This is a genomic window from Roseibium sp. Sym1, assembly GCF_027359675.1.
Lineage (GTDB): Bacteria > Pseudomonadota > Alphaproteobacteria > Rhizobiales > Stappiaceae > Roseibium.
In genome coordinates this window covers 5,929,608-5,947,934 of sequence record NZ_CP114786.1, presented here as the reverse complement: position 1 = coordinate 5,947,934, position 18,327 = coordinate 5,929,608, and the positions used below count along the sequence as shown (strand labels likewise).

Sequence of the window (18,327 nt, the reverse complement as noted above, 5' to 3'; positions counted from 1 at the left end):
GCCGAAGGCACGCCGAATTGGTTTAGTCTTACAGGTGAGTTCGCTGCGCTCACGCTGATGTCTGGATTCCGGATCTGCGTGCAACTTACGTTGCACTTGTCCGGAATGACGGTCGAGAGATCGAGCGCAGGAAACGAAAGGCCCTCCCGGTCTCCCGGGAGGGCCATTCCATTTCGTGTGTGCCCTGGACCCTAGCTGATCTGGGTCAGCAGCTTGTCCAGGCTGGACTTGGCGTCGCCGTAATACATGCGGGTGTTCTCCTTGTAGAACAGCGGGTTTTCGATGCCGGAATAGCCGGTGCCCTGGCCGCGCTTGGAGACGAACACCTGCTTGGCCTTCCAGACTTCCAGAACCGGCATGCCGGCGATCGGCGAGTTCGGGTCTTCCTGGGCCGCCGGATTGACGATGTCGTTGGAGCCGATGACGATCGCGACATCCGTGTCCGGGAAGTCCTCGTTGATCTCGTCCATTTCCAGAACGATGTCGTAAGGAACCTTCGCTTCGGCGAGCAGCACGTTCATGTGGCCGGGCAGGCGTCCGGCGACCGGGTGGATTGCGAAACGCACCTCCTTGCCCTTGGCGCGCAGGCGCCGGGTCAGTTCGGCGACATTCTGCTGGGCCTGGGCAACGGCCATGCCGTAGCCCGGAACGATGATGACGCTGTCGGCATCTTCGAGCGCGGCAACAACGCCGTCGCTGTCGATGGCGATCTGTTCGCCTTCCACTTCCATCGCCGGGCCGGTCGTGTTGCCGAAGCCGCCGAGGATCACCGAGATGAACGAGCGGTTCATCGCCTTGCACATGATGTAGGAAAGAATCGCACCCGAGGAACCGACCAGCGCGCCGACGACGATCAGCAGATCGTTGCCGAGCGAGAAGCCGATGGCGGCCGCGGCCCAGCCCGAATAGGAGTTCAGCATCGACACCACCACCGGCATGTCGGCGCCGCCGATGCCCATGATCAGGTGATAGCCGATGAAGAAGGCGAGCAGTGTCATCAGGATCAGCGTCCAGATGCCGGCCCCGTTGAGGAACAGGAGCAGCAGGATGACACTGAGGCCGGCCGCACCGGCATTCAGCATGTGGCCGCCCGGCAGCTTTTCCGCCTTGGAGGTGACCTTGCCGGCGAGCTTGCCGAAGGCAACCACGGACCCGGTGAAGGTGACGGCCCCGATGAAGACGCCAAGGAACACCTCGACCTTCAGGATGCCCTGTTCGACCGGCGTCTTGTGGGCGAGCAGCGCGGCAAACCCTTCAAGCGCATGACGCTCTTCTTCACCCATGGCCATCACGCGGCCGAGTTCGATATAGGCGTTGAAGCCGACAAAGACCGCGGCGAGGCCGACCAGCGAGTGCATGGCGGCGACCAGCTGCGGCATCTCGGTCATCTGCACCTTCTGGGCGACGTAGTAGCCGATGATGCCGCCGGTGGCGATCAGGACAAGCGACAGCAGCCAGAGACCGGAGCCCGGGCCGATCAGGGTGGCGACAACCGCCAGAGCCATGCCGACGATGCCGTACCAGATGGCGCGCTTGGCGCTTTCCTGGCCGGAAAGGCCGCCGAGGGAAAGAATGAACAGAACAGCCGCAACGACATAGACGGCAGTCGTGAAACCGAATTCCATCTTACGGCCTCCTTAAGATTTCTGGAACATGGCGAGCATGCGCCGGGTGACGAGGAAACCGCCGAAGATGTTGATCCCGGCCATGAAGACGGACAGACCCGCGAGCAGGATCACCAGGTAGGAGCCCGAGCCGATCTGCATCAGGGCACCGAGAATGATGATCGACGAAATCGCGTTGGTCACCGCCATCAACGGTGTGTGCAGCGAGTGGCTGACATTCCAGATCACCTGGAAGCCGACAAACACGGCCAGCACGAAGACGATGAAATGCTGCATGAAGCTTGCCGGGGCGATCAGGCCGACCAGCAGCATCAGGAGGCCGCCGATGCCGAGCAGCGTGACCTGCTGCTTGGTCTGCGCCTTGAAGGCAGCGGTTTCGAGCGCGCGCTTTTCCTCTGCCGTCAGTTCCTTGGCCTTTTCCTTCGGCTTGGCGGCGATCGCCTGCACCTTGGGCGGTGGCGGCGGGAAGGTGATCTCGCCCTTGTAGGTCACCGTCGCGCCGCGGATGACATCGTCTTCCATGTCGTGATTGATCTGACCGTCCTTTTCGGGCGTCAGGTCGGTCATCATGTGACGGATGTTGGTGGCATAGAGCGTCGACGCCTGGGTCGCCATGCGCGAGGGGAAGTCGGTATAGCCGATGATGGTGACGCCGTTGTCGGTGACGACCTTGTCATCCGGCACGGTGCCTTCCACGTTGCCGCCGCGCTCCGCGGCCAGGTCCACGATCACCGAACCCGGCTTCATGGCCTTGACCATGTCCTCAAGCCAGAGTTTCGGGGCGGGACGGTTCGGGATCAGCGCCGTGGTGATGACGATGTCCATCTCCGGGGCCAGTTCACGGAACTTGGCGAGCTGCGCCTCGCGGAATTCCGGTGAAGAGACGCTGGCGTAGCCGCCGGTGGCGGCGCCGTCCTGCTGTTCTTCCTCGAAATCCAGGTAGACGAATTCGGCACCCATGGATTCAACCTGCTCGGCGACTTCCGGGCGGACGTCGAAGGCGTAGGTGACAGCACCAAGGGACGTTGACGTGCCGATGGCGGCCAGGCCCGCGACACCCGCGCCGACGACCAGAACCTTGGCCGGCGGCACCTTGCCGGCGGCGGTGATCTGGCCGGTGAAGAAGCGGCCGAAATTGTTGCCGGCCTCGATCACGGCCCGGTAGCCGGCGATGTTGGCCATCGAGGAAAGGGCGTCCATCTTCTGCGCACGCGAGATGCGCGGCACCATTTCCATGGCGATGACGTTGGCGCCGGCTTTCCTGGCCTTCTCCATCCCCTCTTCGTTGCCGCCAGGATTGAAGAAGGAAATCAGTGTCTTGCCTTCGGTCAGGTAGCCGAGTTCCTTGCCTTCCGGCGGGCGGACCTTGGTGACGATGTCGGACTTCTTCCAGAGGCTGGGGGCGGTCTTGACGATCTCGACACCGGCTTCCTGATAGGCTTCATCGGAAAATCCGGCAGCCTTGCCCGCGCCGCTCTGGACGAGACAGGTATATCCGAGTTTCTGGAGTTGCTTGGCGGACTCCGGGGTCATCGCCACACGATTTTCCCCGGGAAACGATTCCTTCGGTGTGCCGATTATCAGGGCTTCTGGCATTCGTCGCTCCAACAAGATTGTTGAGAAGAGGGCGCGAACGGCCGCTCCGGCGAATGAAATCCCCCTGCGACGCCCGATCCCTCAAAAACGTGTAGCGAATTTAGAAACGAAAAAATTACTTATGACAAGGTGTGTTTGCTCTTATTTCGCACGGTATTACCGCACTGCACCCTGAGAGCAGACCGACATTAAATTCAGAGGCGCAACGCAACGTGGCCGCCGGAAACTGGCATTGGACGGATGGATTGGCCGGAATACTCAGCAATCGCCGGGATTTAGTATTTTTTACCCCGCCGAATTAAATATCCGGGTCGTTCGTCTATAATTTCACCATGTATATTTTTTCGGCGGCAGACACGACTTGCGCACCCGCCGCCGTCAGGAAATTATTCCGCGGCGGCGGCCGCCTCCTTGGCGTCCAGGTCTGCGGCGTCGTGACGCTCGGCAAGCTGCTCGTGATCTTCGCCCCAGGTCCGGTTAACCTTGCGTCCGCGCACGACGGCCGGACGGGCATCGATCTTCTCGGCCCAGGCAATGAGGTTCTTGTACTCATGCACCGAGAGGAATTCTCCGGCGTTGTAGGCGCGGCCGAGGACCATGTTGCCGTACCACGGGAAGATCGCCATGTCGGCAATGGTGTAGTCTTCGCCGGCAATGTAGGGACGCTCTGCAAGGGCCTTGTCGAGCACGTCAAGCTGGCGCTTGGCTTCCATGGCGAAACGGTCGATCGGGTACTGGAACTTCTCCGGCGCGTAGGCATAGAAGTGGCCGAAGCCGCCACCGAGATAGGGGGCGGAGCCCATCTGCCAGAACAGCCAGTTGAGGGTTTCTGTGCGCTTGGCCGGGTCGGTCGGCAGGAACTCACCGAACTTCTCGGCGAGGTACAGAAGGATCGAGCCGGATTCGAAGACACGCGTCGCCGGTGTCGTCGAGTGGTCGACCAGGGCCGGGATCTTCGAGTTCGGATTGGCGCCGACAAAGCCGCTGGAGAACTGGTCGCCTTCCTGGATCTTGATCAGCCAGGCATCATATTCCGCGCCCCGGTGGCCAAGCGCCAGCAGCTCTTCCAGCATGACGGTGACCTTGACCCCGTTGGGGGTGGCCAGGGAATAGAGCTGCAGCGGATGTTTGCCGACCGGCAGGTCCTTGTCATGGGTCGCGCCGGATACAGGCCGGTTGATGCTGGCGAACTCACCGCCATTGGGCTGTTCCCAGGTCCAGACTTTTGGCGGGGTGTAGGTGGGGTCACTCATGAGGCAGGTCTCCGGCACGGGGCGGGCTTTGAACAGAAACGAAAGCAGACTTGGTGGACTGTATAATCCATCGCAATCTTACGATCAAATAGGAGGTGAAGTCGGAATTGCCTAGGGTCGCGTTTGTGTCATAGGAAATTTGTTGCGCAAAGATATCTGAAACTGAAACCAGTTTGCTGAAAGTGCTGATGCTGAAGTCTCTGATGCCGGGATCGTCGCGGAAGAGCGATTCTTTTTTCCATCGACCTGTGCTCGCGGTTGGTGCATTCTCTTTCTGTTGCACCAGGCCGAGCGCTTCCCCGGAGAAGGGCGCGGGTCGAGGCCAAGGATGCGACGTGCTTGGACAACCGCGTCCGGTATGAAGGCGGGAGTTCGACAAAATACAAAAAGATTGCGGGAACTCCGTCTTGAAATGCGTCATGCTTGAGGGAGGACGACATGAATTTGAGACCAGATCCGAGTTTTTACCCGACCGCCAGAATGGCAATGGAAGCACCGGTCGAGAAACTGGCCTTCACCCTGATGCTCAGTCCGGATTTCTCCCGGCCAGACGGTCTGGCGGTGGTCAATGTGGATCCCGATAGTCCCGACTACAGCAAGATCGTGCATACCGTTTTGATGCCGAACAAGGGCGACGAGTTCCATCACTTCGGCTGGAATGCCTGTTCTTCGGCCCTGTCGCCACTGACCGGGCACGCCTTTCTCGAACGCCGTTACCTGATCATCCCGGGCATCCGCTCGTCGCGCATCTACGTGATCGATGTGAAGGAGCCGCTGAAGGCGAAGATCCACAAGATCATCGAACCGGAAGAAGTGTTCGCCAAGACAGGCTATTCCCGCCCGCACACCATCCATTGCGGTCCGGAGGGGATCTATGTCTCGACCCTCGGCGGCGGCGGGCCGGACGGCACTGACGGTCCGCCGGGCATCTTCATCATGGATTGCGAGACCTTCGACATCCTCGGCCGCTACGAGATGGATCGCGGCATCCAGGACAAGCACTATGATTTCTGGTGGAACCTGCCGCGCGACTACATGGTTTCCTCCGAATGGGGACTGCCGCCGCAATTCGAGAACGGCATCGTCGCGGAGGATCTTCTGTCCAACAAATACGGCCACAAGATCCATTTCTGGGACCTGCGGGGGCGCAAGAACATCCAGACCATCGATCTGGGTGAAAACCATCAGATGGCCCTGGAAATCCGGCCGGCACATGACCCCGCCAAACAGTATGGGTTCTGCGGTGTCGTGGTCGACACGACCAACCTGCAAGGGGCGATCTTCACCTGGTGGCGCAAGGACGACGGCACTTTCGAGGCCAAGAAGACCATCACCATCGACCCGCAGCCGGCCGATCCGGCGGACCTTCCGGACCTCCTGAAAGGTTTCTCCGCGGTGCCGCCCCTGGTGACGGATATCGACCTGAGTCTCGACGACAGGTATCTCTACGTGGCCTGCTGGGGAACGGGCGAGATGCATCAGTATGATGTCTCCGATCCGATGAATCCCACGTTGGCCGGCAAGGTGGAGATCGGCGGTATCGTCAAGAAGACGAAACATCCAAACGGCAAGACGTTCGGTTACGGACCGCAGATGGTCGAGATCAGCCGGGACGGCCAGCGGGTCTACTGGACCAATTCGCTCTATTCCACCTGGGACGACCAGTTCTATCCGGGAGAGGGCGGCGCCGCCATGGTGATGGCACGGGCCACGGCCGGTGGCGGGCTGACGCTCGATCCGGATTTCTGGGTGGACTTTCCGGAAGGCTACCGGTCCCACCAGATCCGGCTTGAGGGCGGTGACTGCTCGACCGACAGTTTCTGCTTTCCGTCGGTCTAGGTTTTGAGTGAGACGGGTCTGGCGGCCCTGTGGTGGGCCGTCATCGCATCGGGTCTTTATCACGGTTTGAACCCGGGCATGGGCTGGCCGCTTGCGGTGTCGGCTGCCCTGATGGAGCAGCGCGCAATGGCCCTTCTGCGCGCGCTGCTGGCACTGGCTGCGGGGCATCTGGCGGCAATGCTGGCCATTCTCCTGCCGTTTTCGGCGATGATCACCCTGGTGAGCCTGGAACGGGAAATCCGCATCGGCGCTGCCTGCCTCGTCATCGGGCTGGGTGTCTATCTCCTGGTCGTCAATCGCCATCCCCGGTTCCTGGCGCGGATCTCGCCGGCAAAACTCGGCCTCTGGTCCTTTCTGGTCGCCATTGCCCACGGGGCCGGGCTGATGCTGGTGCCGATCTATCTGGGCATTTGCGCGGTCGATACGGAGGCGGGCCACGAGGCAGCCGGCGCCCTCATGTCGGCCGGCATGCGTGCTGCATTGGCCGTGGCCGCGGTGCACACGCTGGCCATGGCCCTTGCCGGCAGCCTGCTTGCCGTCGGGGTCTATTACTGGCTCGGGCTGCGTTTCCTGCAAAAGGCCTGGTTCAACCTGGACCGGGTGTGGGCCGTCAGCCTGGTTGTTGTCGGCGTGTTTTCGCTGGCGCTGACCCTGAGGGCCTGATCCTCTTGTTTCCTAGGCCATCAGATGCGCCTCGAACGGAAACTCGGACAGGATCTCGATGCCGGTCTCCGTCACCAGGACCTGCTGCTCCAGCTTGACGCCTTCCTTGCCGCCTTCCGCGCCGATGAAACTCTCGACACAGAGCGTCATGCCCGGCTCGACGATGCCGTCATAGCCTGCATCCGGGAAATCGCCGTGGTGATAGAGATAGGGGTATTCCCCGGTCATGCCGCAGCCATGGGCGGAAAGATAATAGCGGTTGGCGTAATATTTCTCCGGGATGTTCCAGGCCCGGTCGGCATAGTCGCGGAAACTCATGCCCGGATACAGGATGCCCATGTTGCAATGCACCTGTTCATAGGCGACCTTGTAGAGCTCGCGCTGGATCTCCGTCGGCCGGTCCGGCCCTGAATGGAAGGTGCGGGAAAAGTCGGCGTAATAGCCGTGGCAGCCGACCACGTCCGTATCGAGCGCGATCAACTCGTTGGCGCCGATGACATTGTCCGAAGTTTCCTGGAACCACGGATTGGTTCGCTCGCCGGCATTGAGCAGCCGCGTTTCGACATAGTCACCGTTCTGCTCGATGATCGACTGGTGCAGCACCGACCACAGTTCGGCTTCGGTCAGTCCCGGGCGGATCGCCTCGCGCAGCTTGCCGACGCCGATTTCAGTGGCGCGCAGGGACGCGATCACACATTTCATTTCTTCCGCCGACTTGATGGCACGCGCCATCTCCACCGGCTGCTGGGCATCGACCACTTTCAGGCCTGTTTCCTTGAGCGCGATCGCGGTTCCCGCGTTGAGCCGTTCGAGCCCAACGACGGCGTCCTTCAACCCGGTCAGTTCGAAGATCGTGTCCGCCATCTCATCCGCCCAGCTGCGTTCGCGCTCGGCAATATGCGGGCCGGCGGCAACGAAACTGGCGGTCTTGGACGGGCGGACCTCGTCGACGGTCTCGAAGCCTTGCCCGAGATGCAGGCAGCCGGTGAATTCAAACAGGATCGAACGGTTCTGTGTCAGGAGCAGGTAGCGCGATGCGGCGTTGCGCATGGAAAAGACCTGCATGTTGCGGGTGCCGGTGGCATAGCGGATGTTGACCGGATCGGACAGGATCACCGCGTCAACGCCGTATTCGGCCATCTTGTCGCGCACACGCTGCTGCCGGTAGGTGCGCACGGCGACGAGGTCTATGTCCTCGTTGGCGGGCGCGCGATCCAGTTGGGTCAGTCCGTCAAGATCGCTGCGTTCCGCATGCCAGTCCAGTTCAGCCATTTCGAATGTGCTCCAGGTTTCCTTGAAGGAATAATGCCATGGGCATGTTTTGCGAAAAGACTGGAAAAAATCGCTCTTATGGATAACCTGAAGGAATGTATGGCTTTCGAAAATCCCTGCCGCCCCTTGATACGCTGGTGTTCTTCGAGGCCGCCATGCGGCACCAGAGCTTCACCGAGGCGGCCGAAGAGCTGTATGTCACCCAGGCTGCGGTCAGCAAGCGCATCCGCCAGCTCGAGGAGTGGCTCGGCGTCGACCTGTTCGAGCGCACGGGGCGGCGGCTGGTGCCGACGGAGGCGGGCACGTACCTGGCCGACAAGGCCGGCATGACGCTCGATTACCTCGACCAGGCCCTGCGGGCGGTCAAGGTGCCCGGCCAGCCAGTGGTCCGGATCGCTTCCGTCACCGCCCTTGCGGCCTTCTGGCTCCAGCCGAAGCTGAAGGAATTCGCCCTTTCGGACGAGGCCTGTCTGTTCAACCTGTCGACCGTCGACGATCTCGGCGATCTGCTGCGCGCGGATCACGATCTGGTGGTCCTGCATGGCGACGGCCGCTTTCCGGGCTGGGTGTCGCAGCTCCTGTTTCAGGAGATCGTTGTGCCCGTTGGTGCGCCTGCCGTCATCGCGGCGGTGCAATCGGAGGAGGGGGCGGATCGCCCACCGCTGCTGCACTATCCGCGTGTGGCACCCAACTGGATCGACTGGCCGGGCTGGATCCAGCGCAGCGGACGCTCGGAATTCCGTGACTGGCCGGGCCAGTCCTGCGCCAGCTACAACCAGACAATCGGCCGTGCGCTGAAAGGGCAGGGGCTCGCGCTCGGTGCCTTGCCGTTGCTGAGGGAGGAGATTGCTGCAGGGGATCTGGTGCCGCTCAACCGGGGGGAACTGGCCACCGGCAGGGGCTACTACATTGCCTGGCCGGAGAGCCGGCCGCTCAGCGGTGAAACCGAGCGGCTGAAAACAGCTTTGCTGGGAAGTGGTTAGACGGTCTCGCCGGATTGGTGACGAATGCCACGAAACCCCGGTGTCACCCCCGGTCTGAACAGGTCACCCGGGGTGACACGGAGTTTGATGGCGCGCGTGATCTGCAGCCTCGACGCAATCACCAAAGGGAGTGCCGGTTCAGCAGACTGTGTGCCGGTTCAGTTGTCCCGCACCACATAGACCGAGGCCTTGGAATGGCGCACGACCCGGGCCGCGTTCGGGCCGAGCAGGTATTCGCTCAAATGCGGCTGGTGCGCACCGATGACGATCAGGTCGGCTCCGGTCTTCTTGGCGACTTCCAGGATCTCCTCGTAGATCGAGCCGGTGGTCACCAGGTGGCGGATGTCCTTGTTGCGCTCGTCGCCAAGCACGGCGCCGACCTTTGCAACGAGCTTTTCGCGGGTCTGTTCGACCATCTGCCCCTGGAAGTTCTCTTCGAAATAGGAGGCGACCAGGTTCATGCCGGCATTGGGAACCACGGAGATGACGTCGAGCTGGGCATCGTCCAGACGGGCCAGCTTGTCGGCCACCTCGAGCACCTTGGTGTCGTGGTCCTGCTGAATATCGACGGCGCACAAAACGGACTTGGTCATGCCGTTGCTCCTTCTTCACGGGGTGCCCGGCCGGCACGGCTGCGCTGCAGCAGATAGACCAGGACGAGGAGAATGAGACCGGGAATGTAGATAAGTTCCTTCGGTAGCTGGTCGGCCTCGACCCTGGCTTCCTTCACGACGACGGGCTCGTCGCCATAGAAATCGAACATGCCCAGCTGATCGAAATAGGGTGTGCCCGGGAACGGCTCGTCCAGCTTGAGGACGCCGTCCTCGTCGATGGTTGTCAGGCCGAGGGCCGTCAGCCGGGCCTCGCCGCCGTCCTCGGATCCGGGATTGATCAGGATACGGGTCTCGGTGGTGTCACCGGTATCGAAATCGGGACCGCTCAGAACCATCCGGATCTCGCTGCCTGCAGGCGCATTGCCGACGGCCTCGACAAACTGGGCCGGCGCGACCGTCTCGAAGGGAGGCTGGATCCGGTTCATGAAGAAATCGGGCCTGAACAGCACGAAGGCAATCAGAACCAGGGCGACGCTCTCGTAGATCCGGCTCTTGGTGATGAAATAGCCCATGGTTCCGGCGGTGAACACCAGTATGGCTATGGTCGCCATGACGAACACCAGGATGCCTTGCGTGACCGTGACATCGATCAGAAGCAGATCGGTGTTGAAGATGAACACGAAAGGCAGGGCGACGGTGCGCAGCGAATAGAAGAAGGCGGTAAAGCCGGTCTTGATCGCATCGCCGCCCGACACCGCTGCGGCGGCGAAGGACGCAAGCCCCACGGGTGGCGTCACATCCGCCATGATGCCGAAATAGAACACGAACAGGTGCACGGCGATCAGGGGAACGATCAGGCCCGACTGAGCACCCAGTTCGACCACGACCCCGGCCATCAGTGACGACACCACGATGTAGTTGGCCGTCGTCGGCAGGCCCATGCCAAGCACCAGGGACAAGATGCCTACAAAGATGAGCATAAGCACCAGGTTGCCGCCGGACACGAACTCGACGAGGTCGGCCATCACCTGGCCGATGCCTGTCAGCGTCACAGTGCCGACGATCACGCCGGCGGTGGCAGTCGCAAGGCCGATGCCGATCATGTTGCGGGCACCGTCGATCATGCCGTGAACGAGGTCGGTGATACCGGCCTTGAAGGCTTCGACATGTTCGTTTTCACCCCGGAACAGGGTCTTGATCGGACGCTGGGTCAACAGGATGACGAACAGCAGCGCGGTTGCCCAGAATGCCGAAAGGCCCGGTGACTTTTGTTCGATCATCAGGAAATAGACCAGCACCACGATCGGCAGCAGGTAGTAGAGGCCGGTCTTGTAGATCTCGGAAATCTCCGGAAGCGTGATTTCCTTTGCGTTGGGATCGTCCGGATGAAGGTCTTCCGCCGTGGAGGCCAGCTTCAGGAGAGCAAGATACGCCAGGACCACCAGTGCGGCGAGGATCCAGCCGGATCCCTCGGGGACCAGCGCGACGATCCAGCCGATCGGATACTGGATGCCGTAACACAGCGCCGCGAAGCCGGCGAAGAAGAAGAACATGCCAAGGACGGTCCGCAGGGTCGACACGGTCTTGTGGCCGATGGTCGGCATGTTCCGCTTCACCGCTTCCAGGTGCACGATGTAAACGAGCGCGATATAGGAGATCACGGCGGGCAGGAAGGCGTGGGTGATGACGTCGACGTAGGAGATGCCGACATATTCCACCATCAGGAAGGCCGCTGCACCCATGACCGGCGGCATGATCTGGCCGTTTACCGAGGACGCGACTTCCACGGAACCGGCTTGCTCGGAGGTGAAGCCGACCCGTTTCATCAGCGGAATGGTGAAGGTGCCGGTGGTGACCACGTTGGCGATCGAGGAGCCTGAGATCAGGCCGGTGGCGGCGGAGCCGACCACTGCGGCTTTGGCCGGGCCGCCCTTGAGGTGGCCGAGGGCGCCGAACGCCATCTTGATGAAGTAATTGCCGGCGCCTGCCTTGTCCAGAAGTGCGCCGAACAGCACGAACAGGAACACGAACTTCGTCGAAACGCCGAGGGCGATGCCGAAGACGCCTTCCGACGTGATCCACATGTGGCTCATCGCCTTTTGCAGCGAAGCGCCCTTCCAGCGGATCACTTCAGGCACCCATTCGGACGAGCCGAAGAAGACATAAAGCAGGAACACCGTGGCGACGATGGCCATGGCGGGGCCGAGGGCGCGGCGCGCGGCCTCGAACAGCACGACGATACCCGCCAGTGCGAACCACTTGTCGGTGTCGTCGGCCAGGCCGCCATTGTTGACGATCTTGTGGTAGAAAAAATAGCCGTAAAGCGCGATGAACGCGCCGAACAGCGCAAGCACCCAGTCCTGGACCGGAATGTAGTGGCGCGGGCTGCTTTTCAAGGCGGGATAGGCCATGAACGCCAGGAACATTGCGAAGGCGAGGTGAAACTGGCGGCTGTTGTTGATCAGATCCGAGGGCAGGACATAGTTGGCGATCGGGGAAGCGAGCAGAACCTGAAAACAGGACCAGACCAGCGCGACCGTCGCGATGAGAAGACCGACGGCACCCGCAGGGTTTCTGGCTCCGGAATCGGAGGCGGCAACGAGTTCCTGAAGTTCCGCTTCGGACAGACCTTGCCCGCTATTCTGATTCTGGTCAGACATGAAAATCCCCCGGGTTTCCGGCTGAAGATACAGCGCCGGCGCTGTGCAATTCCGTGTCCGGTCGGTCATGGTGCCGCCAGGACAGATGTCAGTCAGTTGAAACGCGGACGGTCCGGTGGAAGGTGCCATACCGTCTCAGCAGAACGGGCCCGGAATAATCCGGGCCCGTGAGCGTTGCGGGGCTTACTCGATCCAGCCCTGTTCCTTGTAGTATTTCGCCGCTCCCGGATGGAGCGGGGCGCTGAGGCCGTCCTTGACCATTTCTTCCGGCTTCAGGTTGGCGAAGGCAGGGTGCAGCTTCTTGAAGGCGTCGAAGTTTTCGAACACCGACTTGACCAGCACGTAGACGGTCTCTTCCGGCACGTCGGCGGAGGTGATGAAGGTGGCGCCGACACCGAAGGTTTTCGTGTCGTCGTCATTGCCGCGATACATGCCGCCCGGGATCGTCGCTGTCCGGTAGTAGCTGTTGTCGCCGACCAGCTTGTCGACGGCGCCGCCACCGACATTCACCAGGTTGGAATCACATGCGGTGGTGGCTTCCTGGATGGAACCGGACGGATGGCCGACCGTGTAGACCATGGCGTCGATCTGGTTGTCGCACAGGGCGGCGGACTGTTCGGCTGCCTTCAGCTCGGTGGCAAGGGCAAAGTCGTCCTTGGTCCAGCCCATGGCTTCCATAAGCACTTCCATGGTGCCGCGCTGACCGGAGCCCGGATTGCCGATGTTGACGCGCTTGCCCTTCAGGTCCTCGAAGTTCTTGATGCCGCTGTCGGCGCGGGCAACGACGGTGAACGGTTCCGGATGCACGGAGAAGACGGCGCGCAGGCCTTCGAACGGACCCTTGTCCTCGAATTTCGAGGTGCCGTTGTAGGCGTGATACTGCCAGTCCGACTGGGCAACACCGAACTCCAGCTCGCCGGCGCGAACGGTGTTGATGTTGTAGACGGACCCGCCGGTGGATTCGACCGAGCAGCGGATGCCGTGATCCTTGCGGCCCTTGTTGACCAGGCGGCAGATCGCGCCACCGGTCGGATAGTAGACGCCCGTCACACCACCGGTACCGATGGTGATGAACTCCTCCGCGGAGGCTGCGCCGGTGAATGCGATGCTGGTCGCCAGTACGGCGCCGGCAAGGTTCAGTTTCATCATCATTTGACTAGGCTTCCCTCTTGTTAAAATTCAGTAGGCCCAGGACGGTCGTTGCCACCCTAGACATTTTCAAACTCGTCGAGCAAGCGATTATGCCTGTCGACCTCCTGGATCCGGGCTTCGGCCTCGGATCCGGCTCGCGCAACCAGCATGCCCGTAATGGTTTCGATGAGAACGAGCGTGGCTGCGTAAGACGAAAAAAAGTGAGGACTTTCAGTGCGTTGTATGAATTGAAAGTCGGCGAATTGCAGTCCCGGGAACGCGTGGCTGTCGGTCAGGACGATGACTTTTGCACCGCTTGTCGCCGCCACTTCCGCGGCCCGGACGGACCGGTGCGCGTAGGGATGCTTGGAAATGATGATGACGCTGTCGGCGGAGGAGACGCCGGCAAGCGTGCTGCCGAGCGTCGCGCCGTTGCGGCCCGCCACGACCCAGCGGTCGTCGAACCATTTTGCCAGATAGGCGAAATAGTCGGTGAAACCGGCGGAGGCGAGGGCGCCGATCAGGATGATCTTGCGGGATTTTTCCAGGCATTCGACCGCGGCCTCGAGCTGTCTCGGGTCGATGTCGTCGACCAGGGCCCTGATGTTGTCGATGCAGGCCGCGACCTGTCTGGGCAGCAGCGGCTGGTCCGCATCCGACTGCAGGCGCCTGGCCTTGTCCTGGAATGACTCGTTGCCGCGCCGGCTTACTTCCGCGCGTGCCTGTTCGCGCAGGGCCTCGTAGTCGGGATACCCGAGCGCCCGGGCCAGCCGGGTGTAGCTCGCCGGCGATACGCCGCTGGCGGACGCCACCGCGCGCAGGCTGCGCGTCGCGATTTCCACTTGATTTTCAGCAATATAGTCGGCAGCTATGCGCAACGTTTCGCTGAGCTCGGCATAGTTGGCCGAGATCGCGGTCCGGAGCTGAGGCGGCGACATGGTTTCCATCCGGTTACTGTTTCATTTGTTTTTTACCTTGTCAATTTCTGAAACAAATGTTTCGCAGACGAAATCGCACCCATCGGACAAGCACCTTAGCGATCCGATGAGCATGGGAAGATCGCCATGAGGAGCTGGGGTGATTCCCGCAAGCCGCAGCGTAGGGCGGACAGGGTGTTCAGATACAATTAAAAATTGTTATAGTTTTTACAATACATCTTAAGGTTTAGGTAATGCTAGGCTGCACAGGGGGCGTTACGCCGTTCCCTCAGAGGGGATGGAGATGGAGGAAAACATGTCTGCATGCAGTGCCAAATGCCTGGCGGCCGGTCTCCTGACCGTGCTGGCCGGCAATCCGGTTGTGGCGGGAGACTATTTCGAAGTCGAACCCGGGGTCGATCTCTACTACGAGGATCACGGGGAGGGTCTGCCGATTGTCCTGGTGCCCGGATGGACTTTCACGACCGAAGTGTTCGAACACCAGGTCGCGGCCTTTTCCGGAACCCACCGGGTCATCACCTTCGACCCGCGCAGCCACGGACGATCGACCGTCACGCTGGAAGGCAACAACTACGTCACGCAAGGGGCGGACCTTGCCAGACTGCTGGACCATCTGAAGGTCGAGAAACCCGTCCTGGTCGGCTGGTCCTTCGGATGCCTCGCCACCTGGGAATTCGTGAAGATACGGTCGACGGAAGCCGCAGCCGGACATATGTGCATCGACCTGTCGCCGACTCCCATGACCGGCCAGGAAGGCGACTGGACCGAAGGCAGTATTGCCGACATTTCCGGTCTTTTCGATGCGGTGCAGACGGCGAGGGGGCACAGGGACGCCATCCACTGGTACGCGGACGAGGTCATGATCGAGCAGGACTACACGCCCGCTCTGGCCCGCTGGATCGAAGACCAGTCGACCCATTCGCCGCCCTGGGTGGCCGCTGCCTATCTGGCTTCGGGCAACTTCAGCAACTATCTCGTCACCGCCAAGGAAGTTGACGCCCGGATTCCCTCCGCGTTCGTGGTTGCCGAGCACTGGTCCGGCACCGCTAAGGCCTACCTGGCCAAACACACGCCCAACAGCGAAGTGCACGTGTTTGGCGGTCACATGATGTTCTGGGAATATCCGGACCGGTTCAATCGTGTTCTGGCCGGCTTCATAGCCGGGATCGAATAGGGGTGATGTGACGGGTGGCTGTCCAGGCTGACAAGCCGGCACTCCCCCTTCGCAGTCTTTCCTGGCAAACGAAGTGCGGGCCGGGACCAGAGTGCCGCAGCTCCCGGTCCCGGTGGCAGGCTGATGGGCCCCGGCTCGCCGGTGGCCGGACGCCGCCTTGAAGAAAGGAAATGACTCACGAGCGCCGGCTTCCCGGCCGGCGCCCGTGAACTGAAGGGTCAGTTTGCCTGCAGCGTGTTGACGGAAAAGAGGCCGTCCGGATCGGTGTCCACGTCCAGAACGCGCCAGCCGCTCTCGCCGGCGATTTCCGAAAGCGCCTTTTCGCTGTATTTGTGCGAGTTCTCCGTGTGGATTGTCTCGCTATCCGCAAAGGCAATATGTTCACCCGCCACTGTAACGGTTTGTGCCTTCAGGCTTTTCAGGTGCATCTCGATGCGGCTTTCCCCGGCATTCCAGATGGCCTGGTGGGCAAAGGATGCCAGATCGAAATCCGCCTCAAGTTCCCGGTTGATCCGTTGCAGCAGATTCATGTTGAACGCGGCCGTGATCCCGGCCGGATCGTCGTAGGCCTCCAGCAGAACCGATTCCGCCTTTGGCCGGTCGACACCGACAATCATGGTTGCTTCCGGCATTGCGTCCCGGATCTGCCTGAGCAGCCCGATGGCCGCGTCCTTTTCGAAGTTGCCGATCGTGGAGCCGGGAAAGAACACCAGGACCGGTAATTCGGGCAGGAGAGGCAACTTGCCGAAGGGTTGGGTGAAGTCGGCCGCGACCGGGATGACAGCGAGCGACGGATACGCCCGGCGCACCCGTTCGGCCGAGGCCTTGAGGTGATTGGCCGAAATGTCGATCGGCATGTAGACGGACAGATCCTGAAACGCGTTCAGGAGCAGGTCGGTCTTGCGGCTGGAGCCGCTGCCGAGTTCCACCATCGTGCCGCGTGCACCGGGAAGCCTCCGGTATTTCGCGGCATTCCGCTTCAGGATCGCCAGTTCCGTCCGGGTCGGATAATAGGCATCCAGTTCGGTAATGGCCTCGAAGAGATGAGATCCCACATCGTCATAGAGCCATTTGCTGTTGCAGGTCTTGCGCGGTGCCGTCAGGCCCGCGAGGATCTCGGCGCGGAAGGTCTTCCGGTGTTCGTCGGGGGAAACATGTTTGGTCATTTGTCTGCCGCCAGTCTGAGGCCCAGCATCTGCCAGCGCTGGTGCGGATAGAAGAAGGTCCGGTAGGACGCGCGCATCTGGCGTTTCGGCGTCGCGCAGGAGCCGCCGCGCAGCACCATCTGGTTGACCATGAACTTGCCGTTGTATTCCCCGATGGCGCCGTCCGGCGGGGTGAAGCCCGGATAGGGGGAAAACGCGCTGGACGTCCACTGCCAGACATCGCCCCAAAGACCGGAGCTGCCTGGCAGCGGCGTGAGCGCACCGCTTTCCAGGAAGTTGCCCTCTATGCGGGTCGGCCCGGCGGCAGCTTCCCATTCTGCTTCCGTCGGAAGCCGGTGACCGGCCCAGCGGGCAAAGGCATCCGCCTCATAGTAGCTGACATGAACCACCGGGGTGGAAAGGTCGACCGGTCTGGGGCCCTGCAGGGTATAGGTCCACCAGGCATCGTCCTGGCGCCACCAGTAGAGGGGACTGTCCCAGCCGTTCTTCTCCCGAACAGCCCAGCCTTCCATCAGCCAGAGCGTCTGGGTGGCATAGCCGCCATCCTCCATGAAGGCGATCCAGTCGCCGTTCGTCACCGGCCGGTCCGCCAGTCTGTAAGGCTCCAGCCAGACCCTGTGGCGCGGGCCCTCGCAGTCATAGGCGAAACCGTCTCCGTCATGACCGATCTCCACCAGGCCGCCGTCATGGTCCGACCAGCCGCTGTCATGTACCGGCTGCACCGCGGCCGGTTTCGGATCGACATAGGCCGGCAGAAGCGGATTGTAGGAAAAGGCGTGAAGCAGGTCGGTCACCAGCAGTTCCTGGTGCTGCATCTCGTGATGACATCCGAGCGTGAGCAGGGCGCCAAGTTGATCAGGGTCAAGCGTGAATGCGTCCCGGGCAAGCCCCTCCAGAAGAGCATCCTCGACATGGCTGCGATAGTCCGTCACCTCCTGCACAGACGGTCTGGACAGGAGGCCCCGTCTGGACCGCGTATGCCGCGGCCCGGCCTGCACGTAATAGGAATTGAACAGGACGGCGAACCGCTCGTCCCGGGGCAGATAACCGGGCAGCGACGGTTTCAGGATGAATTCCTCGAAAAACCAGGTCGTGTGGGCCAGATGCCACTTCGGTGGGCTGGCATCCTCCATGGACTGAAGGCCCATGTCCTCCGGCGTCAGGGGCCTTGCGAGCGCCAGCGTCTGAGCGCGTGTCTGCTCGAACAGGTCTGCGGCGGATGAGGTCCGTGACGGTTCGACCCGCCCGTCCAAAAAAGTCATCTTGTTTCCCTCCACATGGGGACCGGCCGGCAAGGTGCGGGCCGGGCAGTTGAGTGCCGCCAAGCGGCTAAAACGTAGGCGTGCATGGCGGGTTTCCAATGATGGAAATTGCACCGGCGGGGTGCAAAAATACGCCGCGAAGCCATCTGATCGCGGAATGTTGATAAAAATAAACAGTGTAGTATTTTTCTATCATTTTCGGTCAATTGGT

At 61.5% G+C, this 18,327-nt stretch carries 15 protein-coding genes; 4 read left to right on the top strand and 11 right to left on the bottom strand.

Annotated features, from left to right (window positions below; genetic code table 11):
* Positions 1 to 191 precede the first annotated feature (191 nt).
* The 4 genes from O6760_RS27535 to O6760_RS27520 form a co-directional block, all read right to left on the bottom strand.
* Positions 192 to 1,625 (bottom strand): NAD(P)(+) transhydrogenase (Re/Si-specific) subunit beta, encoded by a 1,434-nt coding sequence (locus O6760_RS27535; RefSeq protein ID WP_269582849.1) that lies wholly within the window; start codon positions 1,623 to 1,625, stop codon positions 192 to 194.
* Between the two features lie 12 nt (positions 1,626 to 1,637).
* Positions 1,638 to 3,209, bottom strand: coding sequence for a Re/Si-specific NAD(P)(+) transhydrogenase subunit alpha (locus O6760_RS27530; protein ID WP_442969942.1), 1,572 nt, complete (start codon positions 3,207 to 3,209; stop codon positions 1,638 to 1,640).
* Between the two features lie 398 nt (positions 3,210 to 3,607).
* On the bottom strand, positions 3,608 to 4,474 hold the full coding sequence (gene yghU, locus O6760_RS27525; RefSeq protein ID WP_269582847.1) for a glutathione-dependent disulfide-bond oxidoreductase: 867 nt from the start codon (positions 4,472 to 4,474) through the stop codon (positions 3,608 to 3,610).
* Positions 4,467 to 4,757, bottom strand: coding sequence for a hypothetical protein (locus tag O6760_RS27520; protein ID WP_269582846.1), 291 nt, complete (start codon positions 4,755 to 4,757; stop codon positions 4,467 to 4,469). The genes yghU and O6760_RS27520 overlap by 8 nt, the downstream gene beginning before the upstream one ends.
* A gap of 155 nt (positions 4,758 to 4,912) precedes the next feature.
* Between O6760_RS27520 and O6760_RS27515 the strand changes: the two genes are divergently transcribed.
* On the top strand, positions 4,913 to 6,313 hold the full coding sequence (locus O6760_RS27515) for a selenium-binding protein SBP56-related protein (protein WP_269582845.1): 1,401 nt from the start codon (positions 4,913 to 4,915) through the stop codon (positions 6,311 to 6,313).
* A gap of 3 nt (positions 6,314 to 6,316) precedes the next feature.
* Complete coding sequence (locus O6760_RS27510; RefSeq protein WP_269582844.1) at positions 6,317 to 6,976, top strand: hypothetical protein; 660 nt, start codon at positions 6,317 to 6,319, stop codon at positions 6,974 to 6,976.
* A 12-nt stretch (positions 6,977 to 6,988) separates the two neighbouring features.
* On the opposite strand, the gene O6760_RS27505 is transcribed toward O6760_RS27510, so the two are convergent.
* Complete coding sequence (locus O6760_RS27505; RefSeq protein ID WP_269582843.1) at positions 6,989 to 8,248, bottom strand: M24 family metallopeptidase; 1,260 nt, start codon at positions 8,246 to 8,248, stop codon at positions 6,989 to 6,991.
* Between the two features lie 95 nt (positions 8,249 to 8,343).
* Between O6760_RS27505 and O6760_RS27500 the strand changes: the two genes are divergently transcribed.
* The gene (locus tag O6760_RS27500; RefSeq protein WP_269582842.1) at positions 8,344 to 9,231 is read left to right on the top strand and encodes a LysR family transcriptional regulator; all 888 of its coding nucleotides are present in this window, start codon (positions 8,344 to 8,346) and stop codon (positions 9,229 to 9,231) included.
* Between the two features lie 158 nt (positions 9,232 to 9,389).
* Here the strand turns inward: O6760_RS27500 and O6760_RS27495 are convergent, their stop codons facing one another.
* From O6760_RS27495 to O6760_RS27480, 4 genes are all read right to left on the bottom strand, one after another.
* Positions 9,390 to 9,824, bottom strand: a complete 435-nt coding sequence (locus O6760_RS27495) for a universal stress protein (protein WP_269582841.1) — start codon at positions 9,822 to 9,824, stop codon at positions 9,390 to 9,392.
* Complete coding sequence (locus O6760_RS27490; RefSeq protein WP_269582840.1) at positions 9,821 to 12,445, bottom strand: TRAP transporter permease; 2,625 nt, start codon at positions 12,443 to 12,445, stop codon at positions 9,821 to 9,823. Before O6760_RS27490 ends, O6760_RS27495 begins: the two co-directional genes overlap by 4 nt.
* Before the next feature lie 183 nt (positions 12,446 to 12,628).
* A complete protein-coding gene (locus O6760_RS27485) occupies positions 12,629 to 13,597 on the bottom strand; it encodes a TAXI family TRAP transporter solute-binding subunit (protein ID WP_442969835.1) in 969 nt (322 codons plus the stop codon).
* 56 nt (positions 13,598 to 13,653) lie between these two features.
* Positions 13,654 to 14,514: a MurR/RpiR family transcriptional regulator gene (locus tag O6760_RS27480; RefSeq protein WP_269582839.1), complete on the bottom strand. Its 861-nt coding sequence runs from the start codon at positions 14,512 to 14,514 to the stop codon at positions 13,654 to 13,656.
* A gap of 295 nt (positions 14,515 to 14,809) precedes the next feature.
* On the opposite strand from O6760_RS27480, the gene O6760_RS27475 reads away from it, so the two are divergent.
* Positions 14,810 to 15,688: an alpha/beta fold hydrolase gene (locus O6760_RS27475; RefSeq protein ID WP_269582838.1), complete on the top strand. Its 879-nt coding sequence runs from the start codon at positions 14,810 to 14,812 to the stop codon at positions 15,686 to 15,688.
* Positions 15,689 to 15,906: 218 nt separating this feature from the next.
* Here O6760_RS27475 and egtD read toward each other — a convergent pair whose 3' ends face one another.
* Together egtD and egtB are read right to left on the bottom strand one after the other, a co-directional pair.
* Positions 15,907 to 16,854 carry an L-histidine N(alpha)-methyltransferase gene (gene egtD / locus O6760_RS27470; protein ID WP_269582837.1) on the bottom strand — a complete coding sequence of 316 codons (948 nt, stop codon included), beginning with the start codon at positions 16,852 to 16,854 and terminating at the stop codon, positions 15,907 to 15,909.
* Positions 16,851 to 18,116, bottom strand: a complete 1,266-nt coding sequence (egtB, locus tag O6760_RS27465) for an ergothioneine biosynthesis protein EgtB (protein ID WP_269582836.1) — start codon at positions 18,114 to 18,116, stop codon at positions 16,851 to 16,853. The genes egtD and egtB overlap by 4 nt, the downstream gene beginning before the upstream one ends.
* Between the last annotated feature and the right edge of the window lie 211 nt (positions 18,117 to 18,327).

Excerpts from the sequence above, each read along its gene's own strand:
- O6760_RS27535 (WP_269582849.1), bottom strand. The coding sequence starts at position 1,625 with ATGGAATTCGGTTTCACGACTGCCGTCTATGTCGTTGCGGCTGTTCTG.
- yghU (WP_269582847.1), bottom strand. The coding sequence starts at position 4,474 with ATGAGTGACCCCACCTACACCCCGCCAAAAGTCTGGACCTGGGAACAG.
- O6760_RS27515 (WP_269582845.1), top strand. The coding sequence starts at position 4,913 with ATGAATTTGAGACCAGATCCGAGTTTTTACCCGACCGCCAGAATGGCA.
- O6760_RS27505 (WP_269582843.1), bottom strand. The coding sequence starts at position 8,248 with ATGGCTGAACTGGACTGGCATGCGGAACGCAGCGATCTTGACGGACTG.
- O6760_RS27500 (WP_269582842.1), top strand. The coding sequence starts at position 8,344 with ATGTATGGCTTTCGAAAATCCCTGCCGCCCCTTGATACGCTGGTGTTC.
- O6760_RS27495 (WP_269582841.1), bottom strand. The coding sequence starts at position 9,824 with ATGACCAAGTCCGTTTTGTGCGCCGTCGATATTCAGCAGGACCACGAC.
- O6760_RS27490 (WP_269582840.1), bottom strand. The coding sequence starts at position 12,445 with ATGTCTGACCAGAATCAGAATAGCGGGCAAGGTCTGTCCGAAGCGGAA.
- O6760_RS27485 (WP_442969835.1), bottom strand. The coding sequence starts at position 13,597 with ATGATGATGAAACTGAACCTTGCCGGCGCCGTACTGGCGACCAGCATC.
- O6760_RS27480 (WP_269582839.1), bottom strand. The coding sequence starts at position 14,514 with ATGTCGCCGCCTCAGCTCCGGACCGCGATCTCGGCCAACTATGCCGAG.
- O6760_RS27475 (WP_269582838.1), top strand. The coding sequence starts at position 14,810 with ATGTCTGCATGCAGTGCCAAATGCCTGGCGGCCGGTCTCCTGACCGTG.
- egtD (WP_269582837.1), bottom strand. The coding sequence starts at position 16,854 with ATGACCAAACATGTTTCCCCCGACGAACACCGGAAGACCTTCCGCGCC.
- egtB (WP_269582836.1), bottom strand. The coding sequence starts at position 18,116 with ATGACTTTTTTGGACGGGCGGGTCGAACCGTCACGGACCTCATCCGCC.